20 protein-coding genes are annotated in these 20,906 nt (G+C 65.5%); 10 read left to right on the forward strand and 10 right to left on the reverse strand.

All coding sequences use genetic code 11. The annotated features are described in order from the left end of the window. Positions 1-408, reverse strand: coding sequence for a DUF2784 domain-containing protein (locus ACTIF6_RS00925; RefSeq protein WP_439586123.1), 408 nt, complete (start codon positions 406-408; stop codon positions 1-3). Positions 409-428: 20 nt separating this feature from the next. Next, positions 429-1,154 (reverse strand): GntR family transcriptional regulator, encoded by a 726-nt coding sequence (locus ACTIF6_RS00930; protein WP_439586124.1) that lies wholly within the window; start codon positions 1,152-1,154, stop codon positions 429-431. A gap of 121 nt (positions 1,155-1,275) precedes the next feature. On the opposite strand from ACTIF6_RS00930, the gene ACTIF6_RS00935 reads away from it, so the two are divergent. Genes ACTIF6_RS00935 through ACTIF6_RS00950 form a run of 4 tightly spaced genes read left to right on the forward strand, consistent with a single transcriptional unit; the run spans position 1,276 to position 5,993 of the window. Beyond that, complete coding sequence (locus ACTIF6_RS00935; RefSeq protein WP_439586125.1) at positions 1,276-2,505, forward strand: four-carbon acid sugar kinase family protein; 1,230 nt, start codon at positions 1,276-1,278, stop codon at positions 2,503-2,505. A gap of 9 nt (positions 2,506-2,514) precedes the next feature. Then, positions 2,515-3,537 (forward strand): 4-hydroxythreonine-4-phosphate dehydrogenase PdxA, encoded by a 1,023-nt coding sequence (pdxA, locus tag ACTIF6_RS00940; RefSeq protein WP_439586126.1) that lies wholly within the window; start codon positions 2,515-2,517, stop codon positions 3,535-3,537. Between the two features lie 16 nt (positions 3,538-3,553). After that, positions 3,554-4,963: an FAD-dependent oxidoreductase gene (locus tag ACTIF6_RS00945; protein ID WP_439586127.1), complete on the forward strand. Its 1,410-nt coding sequence runs from the start codon at positions 3,554-3,556 to the stop codon at positions 4,961-4,963. A 37-nt stretch (positions 4,964-5,000) separates the two neighbouring features. Then, positions 5,001-5,993 (forward strand): tripartite tricarboxylate transporter substrate binding protein, encoded by a 993-nt coding sequence (locus ACTIF6_RS00950; protein WP_439586128.1) that lies wholly within the window; start codon positions 5,001-5,003, stop codon positions 5,991-5,993. A 115-nt stretch (positions 5,994-6,108) separates the two neighbouring features. Here the strand turns inward: ACTIF6_RS00950 and ACTIF6_RS00955 are convergent, their stop codons facing one another. The 7 genes from ACTIF6_RS00955 to ACTIF6_RS00985 all read right to left on the reverse strand — a co-directional run bounded on the left by ACTIF6_RS00955 (position 6,109) and on the right by ACTIF6_RS00985 (position 14,003). Continuing rightward, positions 6,109-7,287, reverse strand: coding sequence for an ABC transporter substrate-binding protein (locus ACTIF6_RS00955; RefSeq protein WP_439586129.1), 1,179 nt, complete (start codon positions 7,285-7,287; stop codon positions 6,109-6,111). A 67-nt stretch (positions 7,288-7,354) separates the two neighbouring features. Continuing rightward, positions 7,355-8,533, reverse strand: coding sequence for an ABC transporter substrate-binding protein (locus ACTIF6_RS00960; protein ID WP_439586130.1), 1,179 nt, complete (start codon positions 8,531-8,533; stop codon positions 7,355-7,357). A gap of 35 nt (positions 8,534-8,568) precedes the next feature. After that, the gene (locus ACTIF6_RS00965) at positions 8,569-10,425 is read right to left on the reverse strand and encodes an AMP-dependent synthetase/ligase (protein ID WP_439586131.1); all 1,857 of its coding nucleotides are present in this window, start codon (positions 10,423-10,425) and stop codon (positions 8,569-8,571) included. Positions 10,426-10,429: 4 nt separating this feature from the next. After that, on the reverse strand, positions 10,430-11,218 hold the full coding sequence (locus tag ACTIF6_RS00970) for an ABC transporter ATP-binding protein (protein WP_439586132.1): 789 nt from the start codon (positions 11,216-11,218) through the stop codon (positions 10,430-10,432). Further along, the gene (locus tag ACTIF6_RS00975; protein ID WP_439586133.1) at positions 11,215-12,042 is read right to left on the reverse strand and encodes an ABC transporter ATP-binding protein; all 828 of its coding nucleotides are present in this window, start codon (positions 12,040-12,042) and stop codon (positions 11,215-11,217) included. Before ACTIF6_RS00975 ends, ACTIF6_RS00970 begins: the two co-directional genes overlap by 4 nt. Next, a complete protein-coding gene (locus tag ACTIF6_RS00980) occupies positions 12,039-13,115 on the reverse strand; it encodes a branched-chain amino acid ABC transporter permease (RefSeq protein WP_439586134.1) in 1,077 nt (358 codons plus the stop codon). Before ACTIF6_RS00980 ends, ACTIF6_RS00975 begins: the two co-directional genes overlap by 4 nt. Before the next feature lie 12 nt (positions 13,116-13,127). Next, positions 13,128-14,003: a branched-chain amino acid ABC transporter permease gene (locus ACTIF6_RS00985; protein ID WP_439586135.1), complete on the reverse strand. Its 876-nt coding sequence runs from the start codon at positions 14,001-14,003 to the stop codon at positions 13,128-13,130. 161 nt (positions 14,004-14,164) lie between these two features. Between ACTIF6_RS00985 and ACTIF6_RS00990 the strand changes: the two genes are divergently transcribed. Genes ACTIF6_RS00990 through ACTIF6_RS01005 form a run of 4 tightly spaced genes read left to right on the forward strand, consistent with a single transcriptional unit; the run spans position 14,165 to position 17,510 of the window. Next, positions 14,165-15,568 carry an acyclic terpene utilization AtuA family protein gene (locus ACTIF6_RS00990; protein WP_439586136.1) on the forward strand — a complete coding sequence of 468 codons (1,404 nt, stop codon included), beginning with the start codon at positions 14,165-14,167 and terminating at the stop codon, positions 15,566-15,568. After that, on the forward strand, positions 15,565-15,939 hold the full coding sequence (locus ACTIF6_RS00995) for an AtuA-related protein (RefSeq protein ID WP_439586137.1): 375 nt from the start codon (positions 15,565-15,567) through the stop codon (positions 15,937-15,939). The genes ACTIF6_RS00990 and ACTIF6_RS00995 overlap by 4 nt, the downstream gene beginning before the upstream one ends. Then, positions 15,936-16,727, forward strand: a complete 792-nt coding sequence (locus ACTIF6_RS01000; RefSeq protein WP_439586138.1) for a crotonase/enoyl-CoA hydratase family protein — start codon at positions 15,936-15,938, stop codon at positions 16,725-16,727. The genes ACTIF6_RS00995 and ACTIF6_RS01000 overlap by 4 nt, the downstream gene beginning before the upstream one ends. A 48-nt stretch (positions 16,728-16,775) precedes the next feature. Beyond that, on the forward strand, positions 16,776-17,510 hold the full coding sequence (locus tag ACTIF6_RS01005; protein ID WP_439586139.1) for a type 1 glutamine amidotransferase: 735 nt from the start codon (positions 16,776-16,778) through the stop codon (positions 17,508-17,510). Here the strand turns inward: ACTIF6_RS01005 and ACTIF6_RS01010 are convergent, their stop codons facing one another. Next, positions 17,511-17,951, reverse strand: coding sequence for an acyl-CoA thioesterase (locus ACTIF6_RS01010; protein WP_439586140.1), 441 nt, complete (start codon positions 17,949-17,951; stop codon positions 17,511-17,513). It lies immediately after the preceding gene. A 37-nt stretch (positions 17,952-17,988) separates the two neighbouring features. On the opposite strand from ACTIF6_RS01010, the gene ACTIF6_RS01015 reads away from it, so the two are divergent. Together ACTIF6_RS01015 and ACTIF6_RS01020 are read left to right on the forward strand one after the other, a co-directional pair. After that, positions 17,989-19,911, forward strand: a complete 1,923-nt coding sequence (locus ACTIF6_RS01015; protein ID WP_439586141.1) for an ABCB family ABC transporter ATP-binding protein/permease — start codon at positions 17,989-17,991, stop codon at positions 19,909-19,911. Positions 19,912-19,971: 60 nt separating this feature from the next. Next, positions 19,972-20,898, forward strand: a complete 927-nt coding sequence (locus tag ACTIF6_RS01020; protein ID WP_439586142.1) for a LysR substrate-binding domain-containing protein — start codon at positions 19,972-19,974, stop codon at positions 20,896-20,898. Positions 20,899-20,906 lie beyond the last annotated feature (8 nt).

Consider the following 20,906-nt stretch of genomic DNA (forward strand, 5'->3'; position numbering starts at 1 on the left):
TCAGCGCCGGGGCCTGACCCACCACCACGCCAGCGCCACCAGCAACGCGAACGCGGTGTACGCCGCGACGAAAACCCACCAAGGCGCTTCCCAATACAGCAAGCGCGACAGCCAGTGCTCGATGAAGCTTTCTCCATAGCTCCGTTGCCCGGCGATTCGCCGCAAGTCCTGCTCCCACACCGTGAGCGGGCACAACTGCCCCAGCCAGGCCTGGCCGGCGATGAAGACCATCAGGCCCAGGTGGGTCAGGCGCAGGCCGAAGTGGCGCACCCAGCGCCAGTCCAGCGCGCCGCCGAGCAGGACCAGGGGCAGCAGGCCGACCACGAAGACGACGATGCCCACGTGCAGGGCGAGGAGGGCGTCGGCCAGCAGGGCGGCGGTGGCGGGCGCGAGGCTGCTGATGAACATGCAGCCATGTTAAGTGCTGGCTAGCGCCGAGCGACCGCGCGCCTTGCGGAGTGCACGCGCGCTCTGGTCGCTGAAGCCTGGCGCTGTGCGAACTGCTGCAGATAGAAGGTTTTCCATTCGCTCAGGTGGTCGTCCATCGCGGCGGCGGCCTTGTCGGCGTCGCGGGCTTCCAGGGCCGAGAGGATGGCAACGTGTTCCTGCAGCGCCTGCGGAATCAGGTCTTCCGTCATGCGAAGGCGGTTCAAGGCGTGGTGCACCATGCGGTAGCGGCGAATGTCCGCCGCCAGGCGTTGGCTTCCACAAGCGGCCGCAATGGCTTCGTGGAAGAGGTCATCAAAATCGGCCCATCGCGCCAGGGCTCCCTGGCGCTGGCCCTGCCTGGCCAGAAGGTCTGCCGCAGCACGCAGCCTGGACAAGGTGGCGCGGTCCATGCGTGAGGCCGCACGCCTGGCGGCTTCACCTTCCAGCAGGCGGCGCATGTCGAAGATCTCGTCCACATCGGACTCGGACACGCGCCCGATGACCGGGCGGTGGTTGGCCTCCTGCGTGACCAGTCCATCCTTCACAAGCTGCAGCACGGCGTTGTGCACCGGTGTGCGCGACACACCCAGCAGTTCGGCCAGCTGCTTTTCGCTCACGGTGGAGCCGGGCGGCAGTTCGCCCGTCAGGATGCGATTGAACAACTCGCGGTAAACCGTTTGTGAAACGGATTCTTCCGACCGGGTGTCGCCGTGCTCTTCGTTCACCGGGGTTCCCCACTGCTTTCTGTGTGTTGGCGCTGCATTATCGCCAAGCGAATCAAACGCACTTTCTAATTTAATGCATGCTAAACTACAAAAAGTGCATGCACTTAAAGGAATGCGTTCCATGCTTCTTCCCGGCCTTCAGGTCGTTGCAGATGATCTCTCTGGCGCTGCCGAGTGCGCCGCTGCGCTGGCGCCTGCCGCCATCGGCGGTGGCACGCTGGTGCTCAAGGGGGCGTTCCCGTCGTCGGGGAGCTGGGCGGTGGACACCGACAGCCGCGCGCAGACGGCCGGGGAAGCGGCGGCCGTGGCCGCCGTGGCGCTGGCCCGCGCGGGGGCAGGGCGGGCGCCCGGCAACCTGCTGTTCAAGAAAATCGACTCCACCTTGCGTGGCAATGTGGCCGCAGAGCTGCGCGCCGCGCTCGACGTGCCCGGGCTGGTCCGGGCGGCAGTCGTGTGTCCGGCGCTGCCCGCTCAAGGCCGCACGCTTCGGCAGGGTGTCCTCCACGTGAATGACCAATCCCTCTTGCACACAGGCGGTCGCCCACTCGATCTGTTGAGGTTGCTGAGCGAGGTCGATGCCAAGCCGGTGCTGTTGCGGCCGGGCAGTGCGCGCGGTGCTGTCGGACTGGCTGAAGACCTGGCTGAGGCCATTGGCGGTGGTGCCCGTGCCATCGCCATCGACGCTCGAGACGACGCCGACCTGCAGGAGATCGCGGAGGCCCTGGCGACACTTTGCGCGGATGTGCCTCTGCTTGCGGTGGGCTCGGCCGGGCTTGCGTGGGCCCTGGCGTCGCTGCTCGGGCAAGCGCCAGACCGGTCAGATCAATGCCAGTTCGCCCGGCCGGGTGGCTCCTTCGTGGCGGTGGCTGGCAGTTTTTCTCCCGTGACCCTGCAACAGGTCGACGCCCTGGCGCAGCAGCCCGATGTGCATCTGGTGCGGCTGGCAGCGCAGACCTGGCTGGGCGAACCGAACCAGGTGGCGCAGGCCATGGCGCAGGCCCGGACGCACGGCGCGCAGGGCCAGAGCGTGGTGCTCGCGGCCTGCGGCACCGTGCCGGCAGCGTCTTCGCGGGCACTGGTGCAACGCATGGCCGGCGCCGCCGAGCCGCTTCTGCATGGTGCATCCACCTTGCTGCTCACGGGCGGCGACACCGCCCGCGCGGTGCTGGATCTTCTCGGCGTTGAACGCCTGCAGGTCATGGGCGAACTCGAATCCGGCATCTGCCTGAGCCGCCGCAGCGCGGAGTCGACCTCGATCGTCACCAAGGCGGGCGGGTTCGGCGATCGTCAGTCGCTGGTGCGCGTGCTGCGGCACTTCAAGCCACTTCCTCAAGTGCAATCCATTGCCTGAAAGAAACACATGACCGTGCCCCTCATTGGCATCACGATGGGCGACCCTTGCGGCGTCGGCCCGGAGGTTGTCGTCAAAAGCCTGGCGCGCGCCGACGTACAGGGCCGTTTCCCGGCCGTGGTCCTGGGCGACCCGCAAAGGCTGCGCCAGGCGGCAGAGCGCACGCGAAGTGCCGTGCAGATCCATTCCGTGGACGATCCTGAAGACGCGCAGCATCCGGCTGGCGCCATCCGTTGCATCAGCGTGGGGCAGCCCACCCACGACCTGCCTTTTGGTCAGCTCAGCGCCAGGGGCGGGGCCGCTGCCTACGCTTACGTGGCCAAGGCGGTGGAACTTGCTATGGAGGGGCGGCTTTCGGCCATCTGCACGGCGCCGCTCAACAAGGAGGCCTTGCACGCCGCCGGCCACCGCTACCCGGGCCACACCGAGCTGCTGGCCGAACTTTCCGGAACACCCGAAGTGTCCATGCTGCTCATGGCGCCAAGCCTGCGCGTGATCCACGTCACCACCCACATCGGCTTGCTCGACGCCGTTGAACGCATCCAGCCCAGCCTGGTGGAACGCACCATCGCACGCGGCCACCTTTTGCTGCAGCGCGCGGGCATTGCATCGCCCCGCATCTGCGTGTGCGGCATCAACCCCCACGCCGGCGAAAACGGCCTGTTCGGAAGGGGCGAGGAGGCACAGAAGATCCAGCCCGCGGTGGACGCCTGTCGCGCGCGCGGATGGAACGTGCAGGGGCCCTTGCCGGCAGACACCCTGTTCTTCCGTGCCACCCGGGGCGACTTCGATCTGGTGGTGGCCATGTACCACGACCAGGGCCATGGCCCGGTGAAGGTGCTCGGACTGGAGGCCGGTGTCAACGTCACCGTGGGCCTTCCATTCGTCCGCACCTCGGTGGACCACGGCACCGCGTTCGACATTGCGGGCAAAGGCATTGCCGATGAGCGCAGTCTGGTGGAAGCATTGCGCCAGGCGGTGGAGCTCTCTCCAACCATGGCGGGCCGAGAGCCCGCCCCATTCAATCCATGAGCTGAAAGGACATTCAATGATTCAATACGATCTCACCCGGCACACCGATGTGCTGGTCGTCGGCGGTGGCACATCGGGCGTGGGCGCGGCGGTGGCCGCCGCCCGTGCCGGTGCCAAGGTGCTTCTTGTGGAGCGCTACGGCTTTCTCGGCGGCGTGGCCAACGTGGGTCTTTGCCTCCACACCTTCCACAGCAGCAAGGGCCAGCGCGTGGTGGCGGGGCTGCCGTGGGAAATGATCCAGCGCATGAAAGCGATCGGTGGCTCCACCGGCCCGGTGTGGATCGACAACGCACACATGCAGACCACGACGCCGATCGACGTGGAGGCGATGAAATACGTGACGCAGGAAATGATCCTCGAGGCCGGGGGGCAGATCCTGTACCACACCACGCCGCTGGAAGTGGTGATGGAGGGCGACCGGATTCAGGGCGTGGTCATGCTCACCAAGAGTGGGAGGCTGTTCGTGCGCGCAGGCGTGGTGATCGACTGCACCGGCGACGGCGACATTGCCACCTGGGCCGGCGTGCCCTACGAGAAAGGTCGTGAAGGCGACAAGAAGATGCAACGCATGTCGATGGTGTTCAAGATGGGCAACGTCGACGTGCCGAAGATGTACAAGGCCATCGGCAAGGGCGCTGCGTGGGCGGCTCTGCCCGATAGCGATGAGCTGTATCCCGTGTGGTGGTCTGCCACGCTGGAGAAATACGCCGACGAGGTGAGGCGGGAGAAGCTCTTCCTGGGCACCGACGAGTTCTGGGGCAACACGGTGCACGCGCGCGAATGCAACATCAATGCTTCGCGCCTGCAAGGTCTGGATGGCACGAGCGCAGACGATCTGACCACGGGAGAAGTCGAAGGCAAGCGGCAGGTCTACAAGCTCACCGAGGTCTTGCGCAAGTACGTGCCGGGCTTCGAGAACAGCCACATCCAGGCCACAGCGCCTTTCATTGGCGTGCGCGAGACGCGCCGCATGCTGGGCGACTACCAGCTGGCCGCGCAGGACTGCGTGCAGGGCCGCAAGTTCGACGACGGGATCTGCAAGGTGGGGTATCCCATCGACATCCACGATCCCGACAGCGGCAAGACCCTGTTCACACCGATTCAGGGTGATGACGGGAGCTACGACATTCCCTACCGCTGTCTGTTGCCTCAGAAGGTCGAGGGCCTGTTGCTGGCAGGGCGCTGCATCTCCACCACCCACGAAGCCATGGCTTCGACCCGAACCATGGTGACCGGAATGATGGTCGGGCAGGCCGCAGGCACGGCGGCGGCCATGTCGTTGCGCGGCAAATACGAATTGCGCAGCGTGCCGGCAGAAGAACTTCGTGCGGACCTGCGCAAGCAGGGTGTGCATCTGGATCGCGGTGCGGTGCCGGGCAGCGAAAGCGAGGGCCCGCACCTGCAGCGAGAGAAAAAGCGGGCCTGAACGGTCTTCCCCGGTTGACAAACAAGGAGACAAGGACATGAAAGCAAAGCTCACACGCCGCGTTGCGGCTCTGTCGATGGCGGCAGCCACTCTGGCTGCCGCCATGCCGGTGGTCATGGCGTCCGACGTGTATCCCAGCAAACCGGTGCACCTCATCGTGGGGCTTGCACCCGGCGGCATGAACGACATCGTGGCGAGACTGATCAGCGAGCCACTGGGCGAGCGGCTGGGTCGCTCGGTGGTGGTGGAGAACCGCGTGGGCGCCGGTGGTACCCTGGGTGCGACCTATGTCAGCAAGGCGCCCGGCGATGGTTACACCATCTTCCTGGGTGCGATCAGCAACATGGCCATTGCCGTGGCCCAGTTCAAGAACCTGCCCTACGACCCGGTGAAGGACTTCGCGCACATCACGCAACTGGCCTACTCTTCGAACATCCTAGTGGCCAGCACGAACGCGGCGAACTACGGCTCGGTGAAAGATGTGATTGCCGCCGGCAAGGTAGACGGGCCCAAAGTCCTGTATGCCACGGCAGGACTGGGAACCTCACCGCACCTGGCGGGTGAGCTGTTCAATCTGATGGCGAACACGAAGCTGGGCAACGTGCCCTACAAGGGCGATGGCCCCGCCCTGGTGGACGTGGCGGGCGGTCAGGTGCAACTGGCGTTTCCGGCTTTGCCGGCGGCCATCACCCTGATCCGGGCGGGCAAGCTCAAGCCCCTGGCGGTCACCACGCGCGAGCGTGCGCCCATGCTGCCCGATGTGCCGACCATCGCCGAGGTCGGCGTGCCCGGCTACGACATGGGCCCCTGGGTGGGCTTGTTCGCCCCTGCGTCGACGCCGAAGGAGATCGTTGAAAAACTCAACCGCGAGATCCGTGCCGTGCTCCAGATGCCGGCGGTGCGCGCCAAGATGGCCGAACTCGCGCTCGTGCCGGTGGGCGACACGCCAGCGGAGTTCTCGGCGTTCCACAAGTCCGAAGTGGAGAAATGGTCGAAGGTCTACAAGGCGGCGGGGCTGACGGCGGAGTGATTTCCCTCGGGAGCTGTAGCCGCGCATAAAAAAACCGCCAGCACACAAGGCGCTGGCGGCTGCACGCAGGGCCTGCCGAGGCAGGCGGCGTCATACCTTCAATGTTTCACGGGACTCACTTGGAAGCGGTCTCGATCTTGGTGTACTCGGAGATCACCTTCCAGCGGCCATCCACGATCTGCGACATGCGCGAGGCGTTGCTGCCCAGGCGCTTGGTGGGGCTGAAGGTCATCTCGGCACTGCCGAAGATGTCGGGCGGAATGGTCATGGTGTCCATCGCCTTGATGAAGCTCTCGGTGGTCAGGTTGTTGCCGGCCTTGCTGGCGGCTCGCAGGAAGGCGTCCACCGCCGAGTAGCCGTAGACCGAGAAAACGGTGGGATCTTCGTTGAATTTGGTCTTGTACTTGTTGGCCCAGAAGCGGATGGGTTGCGAGGCTTCGTCCGTGTAGGGGTTCTGCACCGACATGGCGGCGTAGAGGCCGTTCATGGCGGGGCCACCGAGCTTGTGGATGAGGTCGGTGTAGGCCGCGCTGGAGCCGATGAAGGTGGGGTTGAAGCCCAGGCGCTTGGCGGTGGCGATGCCGCCGATGGTCTCGCGGATGATGGTGCCGAGCACGACCATGTCGCATTGCTCCGAGGCCAGCTTCTGCATCTGGCTGGCGAAGTCGGTGGCGCCGCGCTTGTAGGTGGTTTCCACCGCGAGGCTCATGCCGGCGGCTTTCAGGCCGTCTTCGGCGCCGCGCTTCACCTCCAGGCCGAACTCGTCGTCCTGGTACATGGCGCAGACCTTCCTGGCGTTCTTTTCCTTCGCCAGCTTGGGCACCATGATCTTCATCTGGTCGTAGTAGGTGGCGGCGAAGCTGTACTTGAGCTTGTGGAAGGGGTCGTACATTTCGCGCGCGGCCGTCACGGGGAAGAAGTTGATGACGTTCTTCTGGAACTGCACCGGCATCGCGGCCATGTTCTGCGCGGTGCCGATGTGGCCCACCATCATGAAGATCTTGTCCTGGTTGACGAGCTTCTGCGCCGCCAGCACGGCGTTGCGCGGGTCGTACTTGGAGTCTTCCACCAGCAGCCGGATCTTGCGGCCGTTGATGCCGCCCTGCTCATTGACCTCGTCCACGCGCAGCATCATGCCCAGGCGCACCTGCTTGCCAAAGCCCGCAATGGGACCGGAAAGGTCCTGGATGGAGCCAAGCACGATTTCGTTCTTGCTCACCCCCTGCGTTTGCGCCATGGCGGTGCCCGCAGTCAGCGCGATGGCCGCGCCCATCAGACTCAGTGTGGATTTCATCGATGTCTCCTGAAAAAAGGTGGTTCGATCGGGGGGTGGAAGCAGCTTTACTTGGAAGTTGCCTTGCTTATTTGTTCACGTAGTCCGAGGTGACCTTCCAGCGGCTGTCCTGGATCTGCGACATGCGCATGGCCATGCTGCCAAAGCGGCGCTCCGGGCTGAAGCGCAGCTCGGGCGAACCGAAGATGTCGACCGGCACGGTCATGCTGTCCACGGTCTTGACGAAGCTGTCGGTGGTGAGGTTGGCGCCGGCGCGGCCAGCGGCACGGGCGAAGATGTCGACAGCGTTGTAGCCGTAGACCGAGAACACGCTGGGGTCCTCATTGAACTTGGTCTTGTACTTGTTGGCCCAGAAACGGATGGGCTGCGAGGCCTCGTCCAGGTAGGGGTGCTGGGTCGTCATGGTGGCGTACAGGCCGTTCATGGCCGGGCCGCCCAGCTTGTGGATGAGGTCGGTGTAGGCCGCCTGGGAGCCGAAGAAGGTGGGGTTGAAATCCAGCTTGCGCGCGGTGGCGATGGTGCCGATGGTCTCGCGAATGATGGTGCCGAGCACGATGAAGTCGCAGTTGGAGGACTTCATGCGCGCCACCTGCGACGAGAAGTCGGTGGCGCCGCGCTTGAACGAGGTCTTCTCGACCATGGTCATGTTCACGGCCTTCAAGCCTTCTTCCGCACCACGCAGCACCTCGAGCCCGAACTCGTCGTCCTGGTAGATCGCGCACACCGCCTTGGGCTTCTTCTCCTGCACCATGCGCGGCAGGAAGATGCGCATCTGCTCGTAGTAGGGCGCGATGTTGGCGAACTTGAGCTTGTGGAAGGGCTCGTACATCTCGCGCGCCGCGGTCACGGGCAGAAAGTTCACGACGTTCTTCTGGAACTGCACCGGCATGGCGGCCATGTTCTGCGCCGTGCCGATGTGGGCCACCATGGCGAAGATCTTGTCCTGGTTCACGAGCTTCTGCGCCGACAGCACGGCGTTGCGCGGGTCGTATTTGCTGTCTTCCACGAGCAGACGGATCTTGCGGCCGTTGATGCCGCCCTGCTCGTTGATCTCGTCGACGCGCAGCACCATGCCCTGGCGCACGGCCTTGCCGAAGCCGGCCAGCGGGCCGGAAAGATCCTGGATCGAACCGATGACGATTTCGTCCTTGCTCACGCCCTGGGTCTGGGCAAAGGCGGCGCTGGCAGAGAGGCCCAGTGCAACGGCAAGTGCGTGGGCGATCAGGGTGTGTCGAGAGGTCGTCAAGGGCTTGTCTCCTGGGTAGGGATGGTGAGGCCGCTTCAGCGGTACATGGCCTCGATCTGAGGTTCGTATTTCGTCTGCACCAGCTTGCGCTTGAGCTTCATGGTGGGCGTGAGCTCTTCGTCTTCGGCGCTGAGCTGGGTGTCGAGCAGGAAGAATTTCTTGATCTGTTCGACGCGGGCAAACTTCTTGTTCACGCGATCGATCTCGGCCTGGATGAGGTTCTGCACCTCGGGTGAGCGGGTGAGGCTGGCGTAGTTGGAGAAGGGCACATCGTTGTCCTGCGCATACTTCTCCACGTTTTCCTGGTCGATCATGATGATCACGGTGAGGTAAGGCCGCTTGTCGCCAATCACCACGGCGTCGGTCACGTAGGGCGAGAACTTCAGTTCGTTCTCCAGCTCGCTGGGCGTGATGTTCTTGCCCCCTGCGGTGATGATGATGTCTTTCATGCGGTCGGTGATGCGGAAAAACCCTTCCTCATCCACCACACCCACATCGCCCGTGTGCAGCCAGCCATCGGCGTCGATGGTCTCGGCGGTTTTCTCGGGCAGGTTCAGGTAGCCCATGAACACGTTGGGGCCGCGCACCAGGATCTCGCCGGTGGCCGGATCCAGCTTCACTTCGTTGTAGCTGGCGGCGGGGCCGATGCTGCCGGGCTTGATGCGCTCGGCGGGTATGCCGGTGGACGCGCCACAGGTCTCCGTCATGCCCCACACCTCGAGCATGGGCACGCCCAGCGCCAGGTACCAGCGCACCAGGTCGGGCGAAATCGGGGCCGCGCCGGTGACGAGGAAACGCGCACGGTGGATGCCGATGAGCTTGCGCACGTTGTCCAGCACCAGCAGCCGCGCCACGGTGAAGCGCACGCGCAGGCTGGAGGGCACCGGCTGGCCGGCCATCACGAGATCGGCCACCTGCTGGCCCACGCCGATGGCCCAGGCGTAAGCGGCCTGCTGGGCCTTGCTGGCTTCCTTGAGCGTGATCATCACGCCCGAATAGAACTTCTCCCACACGCGCGGCACGGCGGTGAACACCGTGGGCGCGATCTCGCGCACGTTCTCCGGCACGGTCTCGGGGTTCTCCACGAAGTTGAGCCGGGCGCCGGTATAGAGCGAGAAATACTCGCCGCCCATGCGCTCGGCGATGTGGCACAGCGGCAGGAAGCACATGCACTCGTCGTTCTGGTCGCGCGAGATCAGCGTGTTGTAGCCGCGCACGGTGTAGACCAGCCCGTGGTGGCTGTGCATGGCGCCCTTGGGCCTGCCTGTGGTGCCCGAGGTGTAGACCAGGATGGCCAGGTCCTCCGGTTTCACCGCCGCCACGCGCGCTTCCACCGCGCCCGGGTGTTGCTGCAGGTGCGTGCGACCGAGTGCGCGCAGGGCGTCCAGGCTCATCACCTGCGGATCGTTCAACTCGCGCAGGCCTTCCATGTCGCAGACGATGATCTTCTTCAGGCGTGGCAGCTGCGCGCGCACTTCCAGCGCCTTGTCCAGTTGCTCATCGTCTTCCACGAACAGCACCGTCGTACTCGAATCCGCGCACAGGTATTGCACCTGTTCGGCGGCGTCGGTGGGGTAGATGCCGTTGGCCACGCCACCGGCACTCAGCACCGCAAGATCGCACAGCACCCACTCGATATTCGTGTTGGAGAGGATGGAGGCGGTCTCGCGCGCTTCGAAACCCAGTGCCATCAGGCCATGGGCGATCTCGCGCACGGCCTCACCGGTCTGGTCCCAGGTCCAGCTGCGCCAGATGCCGTAGTCCTTCTGTCGCATCCAGATGTCGGGCCCGCGCTCCTTCACGCCGTTCCAGAAGATGGCGGGAATGGTGTCGCCCTGCAGCACCACTTCGGTCTGCGGCTTGATGTGAGAGAGGTCCCATAGATAACTCATGTCGTCATCTCCAGTTCTTTTTCTTTTTCCAGCGCCGCTCGCCGCGCTCGCCCGCTTCCTTCATGCCCAGGTAGAACTCCTTGATGTCGTCCTTCTCGCGCAGGTGGGCGCAGGTGTCTTCCATCACGATGCGGCCGTTCTCCAGCACGTAACCGTAGTCGGAAGCGTTGAGCGCCATGTTGGCGTTCTGCTCCACCAGCAAGATGGTGGTGCCGCGCTCGCGGTTGATGCGCACCACGATCTCGAAGATCTCCTTGGTGAGCTTCGGGCTCAGCCCCAGGCTGGGCTCGTCGAGCAGGATCAGGTCGGGGTTGGCCATCAGCGCGCGGCTGATGGAGAGCATCTGCTGCTGCCCGCCCGAGAGCAGGCCGGCGTCCTGCGTGGCGCGCTCGCGCAGGATGGGGAAGTAGTTGAACACCGCTTCCATGTCGCGCGCCACGCCATCGCGGTCCTTGCGGGTGTAGGCGCCCATCAGCAGGTTGTCGCGCACGCTGAGCAGCGGAAACACCTCTCGCCCTTCCGGCACATGGGAGAGGCCCTGCTGCACGATGAAAGCAGGGTCCTGGGCGGTGATGTTCGCCCCCTTGAACTCGATGCTTCCCTTGCGCGGGTCAATGATGCCGCTGATGGTCTTGAGGATGGTGGTCTTGCCCGCGCCGTTGGAGCCCAGCACGGTGGCGATTTCGCTGCGGCGCACCTGCAGGCTCACGCCGCGGATGGCCTTGATGGGCCCGTACGCACTCTCCACGTTGAGCAGCTTGAGCACGGGTGCGTCAGAGGTTGCTACGCTCATGCGGACACCTTGTGGTTTTCGCGGCGAAGGCTGGACACGTCGTCCACCGAGCCCAGGTAGGCCTCGATCACACCGGCGTCACTCTGCACCTGCGCGGGCGTGCCGGTGGCCAGCTCGGTGCCCATGCTCATGGCGAGCACGCGGTCGCTCACCTTGGAGACCAGGCTCATGTCGTGCTCCACCATCAGCACCGTGATGCCCAGTTCCTTCTGGATGTCGCTGATCCAGAACGCCATGTCTTCGGTCTCTTCCACGTTCAGGCCGGAAGAAGGTTCGTCCAGCAGCAGCAGGCGGGGTTCGGTGCACAGCGCGCGCGCCAGTTCCACCACCTTGCGCACGCCATAAGGCAGGCCCGCCACCATCGATTCGCGGTGGTGCTGCAGGTCCAGCAGTTCAATGACGTGCTCCACCTTCTCGCGCGCTTCCACCTCGGCGGCACGCGTCCTGCCGGTGAAGAAGATCTCGCTCCACAGACCGGTGCGGCGGTGGGTGTGGCGTCCGATCAGCAGGTTCTGCAACACCGTGGCGTGTTCGAACAGCTCGATGTTCTGGAAGGTGCGCGCGATGCCCAGCCTGGCGATCTGGTGCGGCGCCTGGTCGGTCAGGCGCAGTGTGCCGTCGGGGCCGGCGTAGTCGATGGTGCCGGTGGTGGGTGTGTAGATGCGGCTGATGAGGTTGAACACCGTGGTCTTGCCCGCACCGTTCGGCCCGATCAGCGTGAATACCTCACCCCGCTTCACGTCGAAGCTCACGTTGTTCACCGCCAGCACGCCGCCAAATCGCACGCTGAGGCTCTTGGCTGAAAGAAGGATGTCGTCGTTCATTTCAGTCTGTCGGATTTCTGGAAGGTTTTCTGCCGCTTGAACATGCCCTTGCGGTAGAAGGGGAACAACTGGAAGTAGGCGCGCACCTTGAGCCAGCGGCCGTAAAGGCCCATGGGCTCGAACAGCACGAAGGCGATCAGCACCGCGCCATACACCGCACCCTGCAGGCCGGCGGCCTGGCCGATGGCGGCGGGAAGAAAGTCCTTGCCCAGCGAGATCAGCTGCGGCATGACGATGAGGAAGATGGCACCGAGGAAGGCGCCGTGGATCGAGCCCAGCCCGCCGATCACCACCATGAGCAGCAGGTCGATCGACTGGATGATGCTGAACTGCTCGGGCGAGAGGAACTGGATCTTGTGGGCGTATAGCGCACCGCCCACGCCGGCCAGCGCCGCCGAGAGCGCGAAGCTCAGGGTCTTGTAGCGCGCCAGGTGGATGCCCATGCTCTGCGCAGAAATTTCCGAATCCCGAATGGCCACGAAGGCGCGGCCGGTGGACGAGCGCATGAGGTTGACCACGCCCAGCGTGGCCAGCACCGTGACCACCAGGCACAGGAAGTAGAACTCGTTGGTGGAATCGAGCTCCCAGCCGAAGATGCTGGGGTAGTTCACCATCAGGCCCTTGTTGCCACCCGTGAGGCTTTCCCAGCGCGCGATGACTTCTTCCACGATGAAGCCGAAAGCCAGGGTGGCCATGCCGAGGTAGATGCCTTTCACCCGCAGCGCCGGCAGGCCCACCACCATGCCCACGGCCGCCGAGAGCAGGCCGGCGCAGGCCATGGCGATGGGAAAGGGAATGCCCGCGTTGACCATGATGGCCTGGGTGTACGCACCCACGCCGAGGAAGGCGGCATGGCCCAGCGAGAACAGGCCGGTGAAGCCCGAGAGCAGCATGAGCCCCAGGCCCACGATGGAATAGATCAGCACGAAGGTGAGCTGCGCGAGCCAGTATTCCTGGATCACCCAGGGCGCGGTCACCAGGAACAGCCCGAGCAGGCTGTACCAGAACGTGTGGCCGCCATGCTTGGCGAGCTTGATGTCCTGGTTGTAGTCGGTCTTGAAGATGAAACGCATGACGGTGTGGCCTCAGACTTTCTTGCGCAGCTTTTCGCCGAACAAGCCGTTGGGCTTGAGCACGAGCATGAGCAGGACCACGACGTAAGGGGCCACGTCCTTGAAGCCTTCGGGCAGGTAGAAGCCCGAGAGCGCTTCGACGATGCCGATGATGAGACCGCCCACGATGGCGCCGGGCAGGCTGCCGAAGCCACCCACCACCGCGGCGGGGAAGGCCTTCAGGCCGATGAAGCCCATGTTGGCGTGCACGAAGGTGATGGGCGCGAGCAGCAGGCCGGCGATGGCCGCGACACCGGCGGCCAGACCCCACACCAGGCCGTTGAGGCGCTTGACCGGAATGCCCATGTAGTAGGCCGCCAGCTGGTTCTGCGAAGACGCCTGCATGGCAATGCCCAGCTTGCTGTAGCGGAACATGGCGAAGAGCCCGGCGCACAGCAGCGCGGTGGAGCCGATCACCACCACCTGCTCCGCCGAAACGACCAGCGGGCCCATGCGCAGCACTTCATTCGCGTAGGGCACGGGCAGGGTGTGGGTTTCGGTGCCGATGTCGGGGATCATGGTGATGAGCCCGCGCAGCACGTAGCCCACGCCGATGGTGAGCATGACGATGGAAAAGGCCGGCTGCCCCAGGATGGGGCGGATCACCACCCGTTCGACGATCACGCCGAACAGGCCCATGCCGATGATGGCGGCGGGCACCGAGAGCCAGAACGGGAAGCCCAGCATGGTCATGGCCGCCAGGCCGAAGAAGGCGCCGACCATCATGAGGTCGCCCTGGGCGAAGCTCACCGTCTCGGTGGCCTTGTAGATCAGCACAAAGCCCAGTGCGATGAGTCCGTAGATACATCCCTGGGCCACGCCGCTGATCAGCAGCTGCAGCAATTGCACACGTGTCTCCTTGTCGTTCTTCGCACCGTGGCCAGGTTCTGCTGCAAACTTTGTTGCAGCATGTCGAGTCGGCGTGCGCAATTTATAGCTGTCTTGCCCGGGACTGCCGCTAGGGGTTGTCCCCCATCAAGAGTCGCTCAGGTGCCAGCAAGATCACACCCATGAAGTCCATTCGCATCGGCGCCGGTCTCGGGTTCTACGGCGACAACTGGGAGCCTGTGGCCGCGAGCATCGAACGCGGCGGCGTGCAGTTCATCGCGAGCGACCATCTGGCCGAACTCACACTCGCCATCCTGCAGAAAGACCGCCAGCGCGACGCGACGCTGGGCTACGCGCGCGACGTGGTGCCCATGCTGATGAAGCTTTGGCCGCTGATGCGCGAGCGCGGTGTGCGCTTCGTCTGCAACGCCGGGGGGTTGAACCCGCAGGGTGCGGCGCAGGCGGTGCTCGCGGCCTTTGCCCAAAAGGGCTGGAAGGCGCGCATCGCTGTGGTGAGCGGCGACGATGTGTTGCCACGCTTGCTGGACGAGGCCACGCCGGCCGGCGACTTCGGTCACCTCTTCACCGGCGAGCCGCTGGCGCAGGTGCGCAACCGCCTGGTGTTCGGCAACGCGTACCTGGGCGCGCGACCCATCGTGCGTGCGCTGGATGAGGGTGCGGAGATCGTCATCACCGGCCGCGTGGCCGATGCCGCGCTGTTCCTGGGGCCTCTGGTGCACGGCCTGGGCTGGAAACTCGATGGCGCCACGCAGAGCGAAGACCTGGACCGCCTCGCGCAGGGCCTCACCGTGGGCCACCTGCTGGAATGCTCCGGTCAGGGCAGTGGCGGCAATTTCGGCAGCCAGAGCGAGTGGCAGGCCATTCCGGACCTGGCGCACATTGGCTACCCCATTGCGGAAGTGTGGGAAGACGGCAGCGCGCTCATCACCAAGGCGCCGGGCACCGGCGGGCGCGTGAACTTCGACACCGTGCGCCAGCAACTGCTCTACGAGGTGCACAACCCGCACGCCTATTTTTCGCCCGACGTGGTGCTGGACATGGGCCGCATCGAGTTGAAGGACGAGGGCGGGGACCGCGTGCGGCTGACCGGCGCGAAAGGCGGCGCCCCGACCGACACGCTCAAGGTGGTGGCGGGTTTCCGCGATGGCTACAAGGCCGAGGTCACCTGGGGCTTTTCCTGGCCCGATGCCTGGGACAAGGCGCAGGCCGCGCAGGCCACCATCCGCACCCTGCTGAAGGAGAAGCGCATTCCATACGACGAGCTGTACGTGGAGTACCCGGGGCTGAACTCGGCACACGGCGCGCTGGCACCGTTGCCCGCAGCGGACGCGTTGAACCAGAGCAACGAGATATGGACGCGCATGGTGCTGCGCACGCAGGACAAGGGCGCCGCCGACGGCTTTGGCCGGCTGTTCCCCTGGATCGGGCTGAGCGGCCCGGCCTACACCTGCGGCTTCACCGGCCTGCACAACACCAGCGAGCTGCTGGGCATCTGGCCGACGCTGATTCCGCGCGCGGCGGTGGAGGCCAGCGTCCAGGTCCAGTTCTTTGGAGAGGCCGCATGAACACGGTGCGCATTCCGCTGGTGCGCATCGCGCACGCCCGCAGTGGCGACAAGGCCGACTGGGTGGACTTCGGCCTGTTTGCCTGGAACGAGGCCGGCTATCGCCTGCTGGAGCGCGAAGTCACCGCCGAACGCGTGCAGGCGCATTTCGCGCCCTGGCTGAGCGGCGAGGTGGACGCCTGGCCGCTGCCGAACATCCTGGCGCTGAAGTTCGTGCTGCGCGGCGCCCTGCAAGGTGGTGGCGCGCGCAATCTGCGGCTGGACAACCTGGGGAAAGCCATGGCGGGGGCCTTGTTGCGCATGGAGATCAATGTGACGCAGGACGAACTGGGCGAAGCCATGAACCAGGCCCGCGTGGGGGTGTGGCCATGAACGCCGTGAAAACGGAGAGGCTGGGCGATGTCTGGGTGGTCACGCTCGACCGGCCCGAGGTTCGCAACGCGGTCGACAGCCCGACCGCGCGTGCCCTGTTCGACACCTTCCTCGCCTTCGACGACGACGCCGACGCGAAGGTGGCGGTGTTCCATGGCGCACACGGCCATTTCTGTGCCGGCTGGGATCTGCAATACGGCGCGCGCCTGTCCGAATCGGGCGACACCGGCGGGCTGGACCTGGATTTCGAACCTGATGACCACCGCCCGCTTGGCCCCATGGGGCCGTCGCGCCTGCAGCTCTCGAAACCGGTGATCGCCGCCGTGAGTGGCGCGGCCGTGGCCGGCGGCATGGAGCTGGCGCTGTGGTGCGACATGCGCGTGGTGGAGGAAGACGCGTACTTCGGCGTCTACTGCCGCCGTTTCGGCGTGCCGCTGATCGACGGCGGCACCGTGCGCCTGCCGCGCCTGATCGGCATGGGGCATGCGATGGACCTCATCCTCACGGGCCGCAAGGTGGAGGCGACCGAGGCCTTGCAGATGGGCCTGGCCAACCGCGTCGTGCCCAAGGGCGAGGCACGAGAAGCCGCCATTGCGCTGGCGCGCCAGCTCGCCGCGTTTCCCCAGGCCACCATGCGCGCCGACCGTGAAAGCGCGCTGCGGCAATGGGACCTGCCGCTGGGTGAGGCGTTGCACCAGGAATGGGTGCGTGGCCGGGAGCGCATCCCCGACGCGCTGGAAGGCGCGCGGCGCTTCGCTTCGGGCCAGGGGCGGCACGGGAAGTTCTGAGTCCCCCGCGGTGGATTGGGATGCAAGTGACCGCATTAGGATGGGGCCATGCAACCCGACCGCGCCGACGTCCTCATCCTTCAACACCTCAACGAGGACGGCCCTGGCTACCTGGGCGAGTGGCTGGATGCGCACGGCATCGCGTGGCATGTTCTCTGCGCCGAAGCCGGTGAAGCCTACCCGCCCAGCGTACGCGGCTACCGGGGCCTCGCGGTGCTCGGCGGCGCCTGGAGCGCCAACGATGACCGCCTCACGCTTCGGCAGGCTGAAGCCTTGATTCGTGAAGCCGATTCGCTCGGCATTCCCGTGCTCGGGCACTGCCTGGGCGGGCAGCTCATGGCGAAGGCGCTGGGTGGGCGCGTGGACAAGTTGCCGGTGCCGGAAGTGGGCTGGTGGCCGATGGCGCACACGGGCAGCGTGGCGGCGCGCGCGTGGTTCGGCGAATCGACCACGCACACCGTGTACCAGTGGCACCAGGACGGCTTCGTGAACCTGCCGCCGGGCGCCGAGCTGCTGGCTTCGTCGTCCGCCTGCGCGCACCAGGCCTTTGCCATCGGCCCCCACCTGGGCATGCAATTCCACATCGAGATCACGCCGCAGAAGATCGCCGTCTGGCTGGGCCAGCCGGGCGAAGCCTATCCGGTGAACGTGCGACGCTTCCCCGACAGCGTGCAGGACCCGGCTTCGATGAACGCCGCCACCGCCAGGCATCAGGCCGGTAGCCAGGCGCTGGCCGCCCGCATCTACGCCACCTGGCGCTCGCGTTGGCCCGAAGGCCGTTGATCAGCCCGCCAGCCCGGGCAGGTTCAGGCCATCGCGGGGAATGGGCCGAGGCCGGCCTTCCATGTCGATGGCCACGTAGGTCAGGCTGGCTTCGGTCACTTTCACATACTGGCCTTGGGTCAGGAAACGCTCGGCGTACACCTCTACCTGCACGGTGATGGACGTTCGTCCCACGCGAGTGATGTGCGAGAAGAAGCTCAGGATGTCGCCCACCCGCACCGGCTGCTTGAAGATGAACTGGTTCACCGCCACGGTGGCCATGCGCCCGCGCACGTAGCGCGCCGGCAGCACGGCACCGGCCAGGTCGACCTGCGCCATCACCCAGCCGCCAAAAATGTCGCCGTTGGCGTTGCAGTCGGCGGGCATGGGGATGACCTTGAGCACCAGTTCCCGGTCTTGCGGCAGGGTGGTGTCGGGGTTGGGGCTTGATTCGAGGGACATGGGCACAATCTCTGGACGACGATCTCCATTCTCCTGCATGCGCCCCGATTCCTCCGCCCGATCCACCATCGCCTTGCCGGCCAGCCCCGGCGCACCCGGCAACAAGGCCGTTCCGCGATCCGACTGGGCCACCCTCAAACGCCTGTTGCCCTACCTGTGGCAGTACAAGGTTCGCGTGGTGCTGGCGCTGGCCTTCATGGTGGCGGCCAAGATGGCCAATGTGAGCGTGCCGCTGCTGCTCAAGCAACTGGTCGACGCCATGACCATCAAGCCCGGCAGCGTGGAGGCGATGCTGGTGGTGCCGCTGGGGCTGTTGCTCGCGTACGGTTTGCTGCGGCTGTCCACCAGCGTGTTCACCGAGTTGCGCGAACTCGTTTTCGCCAAGGCCACCGAAGGCGCCACGCGAAGCATCGCGCTGCAGGTGTTCGGCCACCTGCATGCGCTGAGCCTGCGTTTTCACCTGGAGCGCCAGACCGGCGGCATGACGCGCGACATCGAGCGTGGCACGCGCGGCGTGCAGTCGCTCATTTCCTACTCGCTCTACAGCATCATCCCCACGCTGATCGAAGTGGCCATGGTGCTGGCGCTGCTGGGCACGCAGTTCGACATGGGCTACGTGTGGATCACGCTGGTCGCACTGGTGCTCTACGTCACGTTCACCGTGGTGGTGACCGAGTGGCGCACGAAGTTTCGTCGGCAGATGAACGAGCTCGAGTCCACCAGCCAGAGCCGCGCCATCGACTCGCTGCTGAACTACGAGACGGTGAAGTACTTCAACAACGAGAACTTCGAGGCGCGCCGCTACGACGAAGCGCTGGAGAAGCTGCGCCGTGCCCGCATCAAGAGCCAGACCACGCTGTCCATGCTGAACGCTGGGCAGCAACTGGTGATTGCGGTGGCGCTGGTGCTCATGCTGTGGCGCGCCACGCAGGGCGTGGTCAGCGGCGAGCTCACACTGGGCGACCTGGTGATGGTCAACGCCTTCATGATCCAGCTCTACATTCCGCTCGGCTTCCTGGGCGTGCTCTACCGCGAGATCAAGCAGAGCCTGACCGACCTGGACAAGATGTTCGTGCTGCTGGAGAAGGAACGCGAAGTGGCCGACGAACCTGGCGCCCAGCCGCTCGCCTTGGCCGGCCCGCCGGCGGTGCGCTTCGAGAACGTGCACTTCTCCTACGAGCCGGCGCGCGAGATCCTGCACGGCATCAGCTTCGAGATTCCACCTGGCAAGACGGTGGCGGTGGTTGGCCCGTCCGGCTCGGGCAAAAGCACGCTGGCCAGGTTGCTCTACCGCTTCTACGACGTGACGAACGGTGAGCCCCCACGCTCCCCCGCTGCGCGTGGTCCGCTGCCCCCCGAGGGGGCTGAAGTCAGCTTGGGGCGGCCCGGCGCTGACTTCGGCCGAATCACGATTGACGGCCAGGACATCAAGGCCGTGACGCAGTCCAGCCTGCGCCAGGCCATCGGCATCGTGCCGCAGGACACGGTGCTGTTCAACGACACCATCGAATACAACATCCTCTACGGCCGCCCCGATGCGGGGCACGACGCGGCGGTGCAGGCCGCGCAGGCCGCGCACATCCACAGCTTCATCGAGCGCCTGCCGCTGGGTTACAGGACCATGGTGGGCGAACGGGGGCTGAAGCTCTCGGGCGGCGAAAAGCAGCGCGTGGCCATCGCGCGCACGCTGCTCAAGAACCCGCCCATCGTCATCTTCGACGAGGCCACCTCGGCGCTGGACTCGGCCAATGAACGTGCCATCCAGGCCGAACTGAAGAGCGCCGCGCGCAACAAGACCACGCTGGTGATCGCGCATCGGTTGTCCACGGTGGTGGACGCGCACGAGATCCTGGTGCTGGTCAACGGCGAGATCGTGGAGCGCGGGGCGCATGCGGATCTGGTCGCCAGGGACGGCGTGTACGCGGGCATGTGGGCTTTGCAGCAGAGTGGGGTGGATTGAGCCCGGGCTGGTGTAACTCCCACCCGTTCGACCATCCACACCACCCCATAATCGCGCGTCATGGAAACCAAATGGCTTGAAGACTTCGTCAGTCTTGCGGAAACGAGAAGCTTCAGCCGCTCGGCGCAACTGCGCCACGTCACCCAGCCCGCCTTCTCCCGACGCATCCAGTCCCTGGAAGCCTGGGCTGGCACCGACCTGGTGGACCGGTCTTCCTATCCCACGCGCCTCACCCCCGCCGGCCAGACGCTGTACGACCAGGCGCTGGAAATGTTGCAGTCGCTGCAGAGCACGCGCGCCATGCTGCGTGCCCACACCGCCGCCGCGCAGGACGTGATCGAATTCGCCGTGCCGCACACGCTGGCGTTCACCTTCTTTCCTTCGTGGCTCTCCGGCCTGCGCGAGACCTGCGGACCGATCAAGAGCCGGCTCATCGCCATGAACGTGCACGACGCCGTGATGCGACTCGTGGAGGGCAGTTGCGACCTGCTGATCGCCTACCACCACGCCTCGCAACCGATCCAGCTCGACGCCACACGCTACGAAATGCTGCCTCTGGGCCAGGAACTGCTCGCGCCGTACGTGAAGCCCACCCCCAAGGGCGCCCCCCTGTACGCGCTGCCTGGCAGTGCCAGCCATCCCCAGCCTTACCTGGCCTACGCCCCGGGTGCCTACCTCGGCCGCGCGGTCGACCAGATGCTCAAGCAGAGCACCACACCCATGCACCTGGACCGCCTGTACGAAACCGACATGGCCGAAGGTCTGAAAGCCATGGCACTCGAAGGCCACGGCATCGCCTTCCTGCCGGCCAGCGCGGTGCGCAACGAAGTGGCTGCCAGAAGGCTGGTGTCGGCCGGCGACGGGCTGGAGACGTCACTCGACATCCGTATCTACCGCGCCCGGCCGCTGGACGCGCAGAAGGGCAAGCGGGCGGTGCAGGTGTTCTGGAACCGGCTCGGGGAGAGCCTGGGCAGTCCGGCGGTTTGAGACAATCG

The sequence above is a fragment of the Hydrogenophaga sp. genome (assembly GCF_051860785.1).
Taxonomy (GTDB): Bacteria; Pseudomonadota; Gammaproteobacteria; order Burkholderiales; family Burkholderiaceae_C; genus Hydrogenophaga.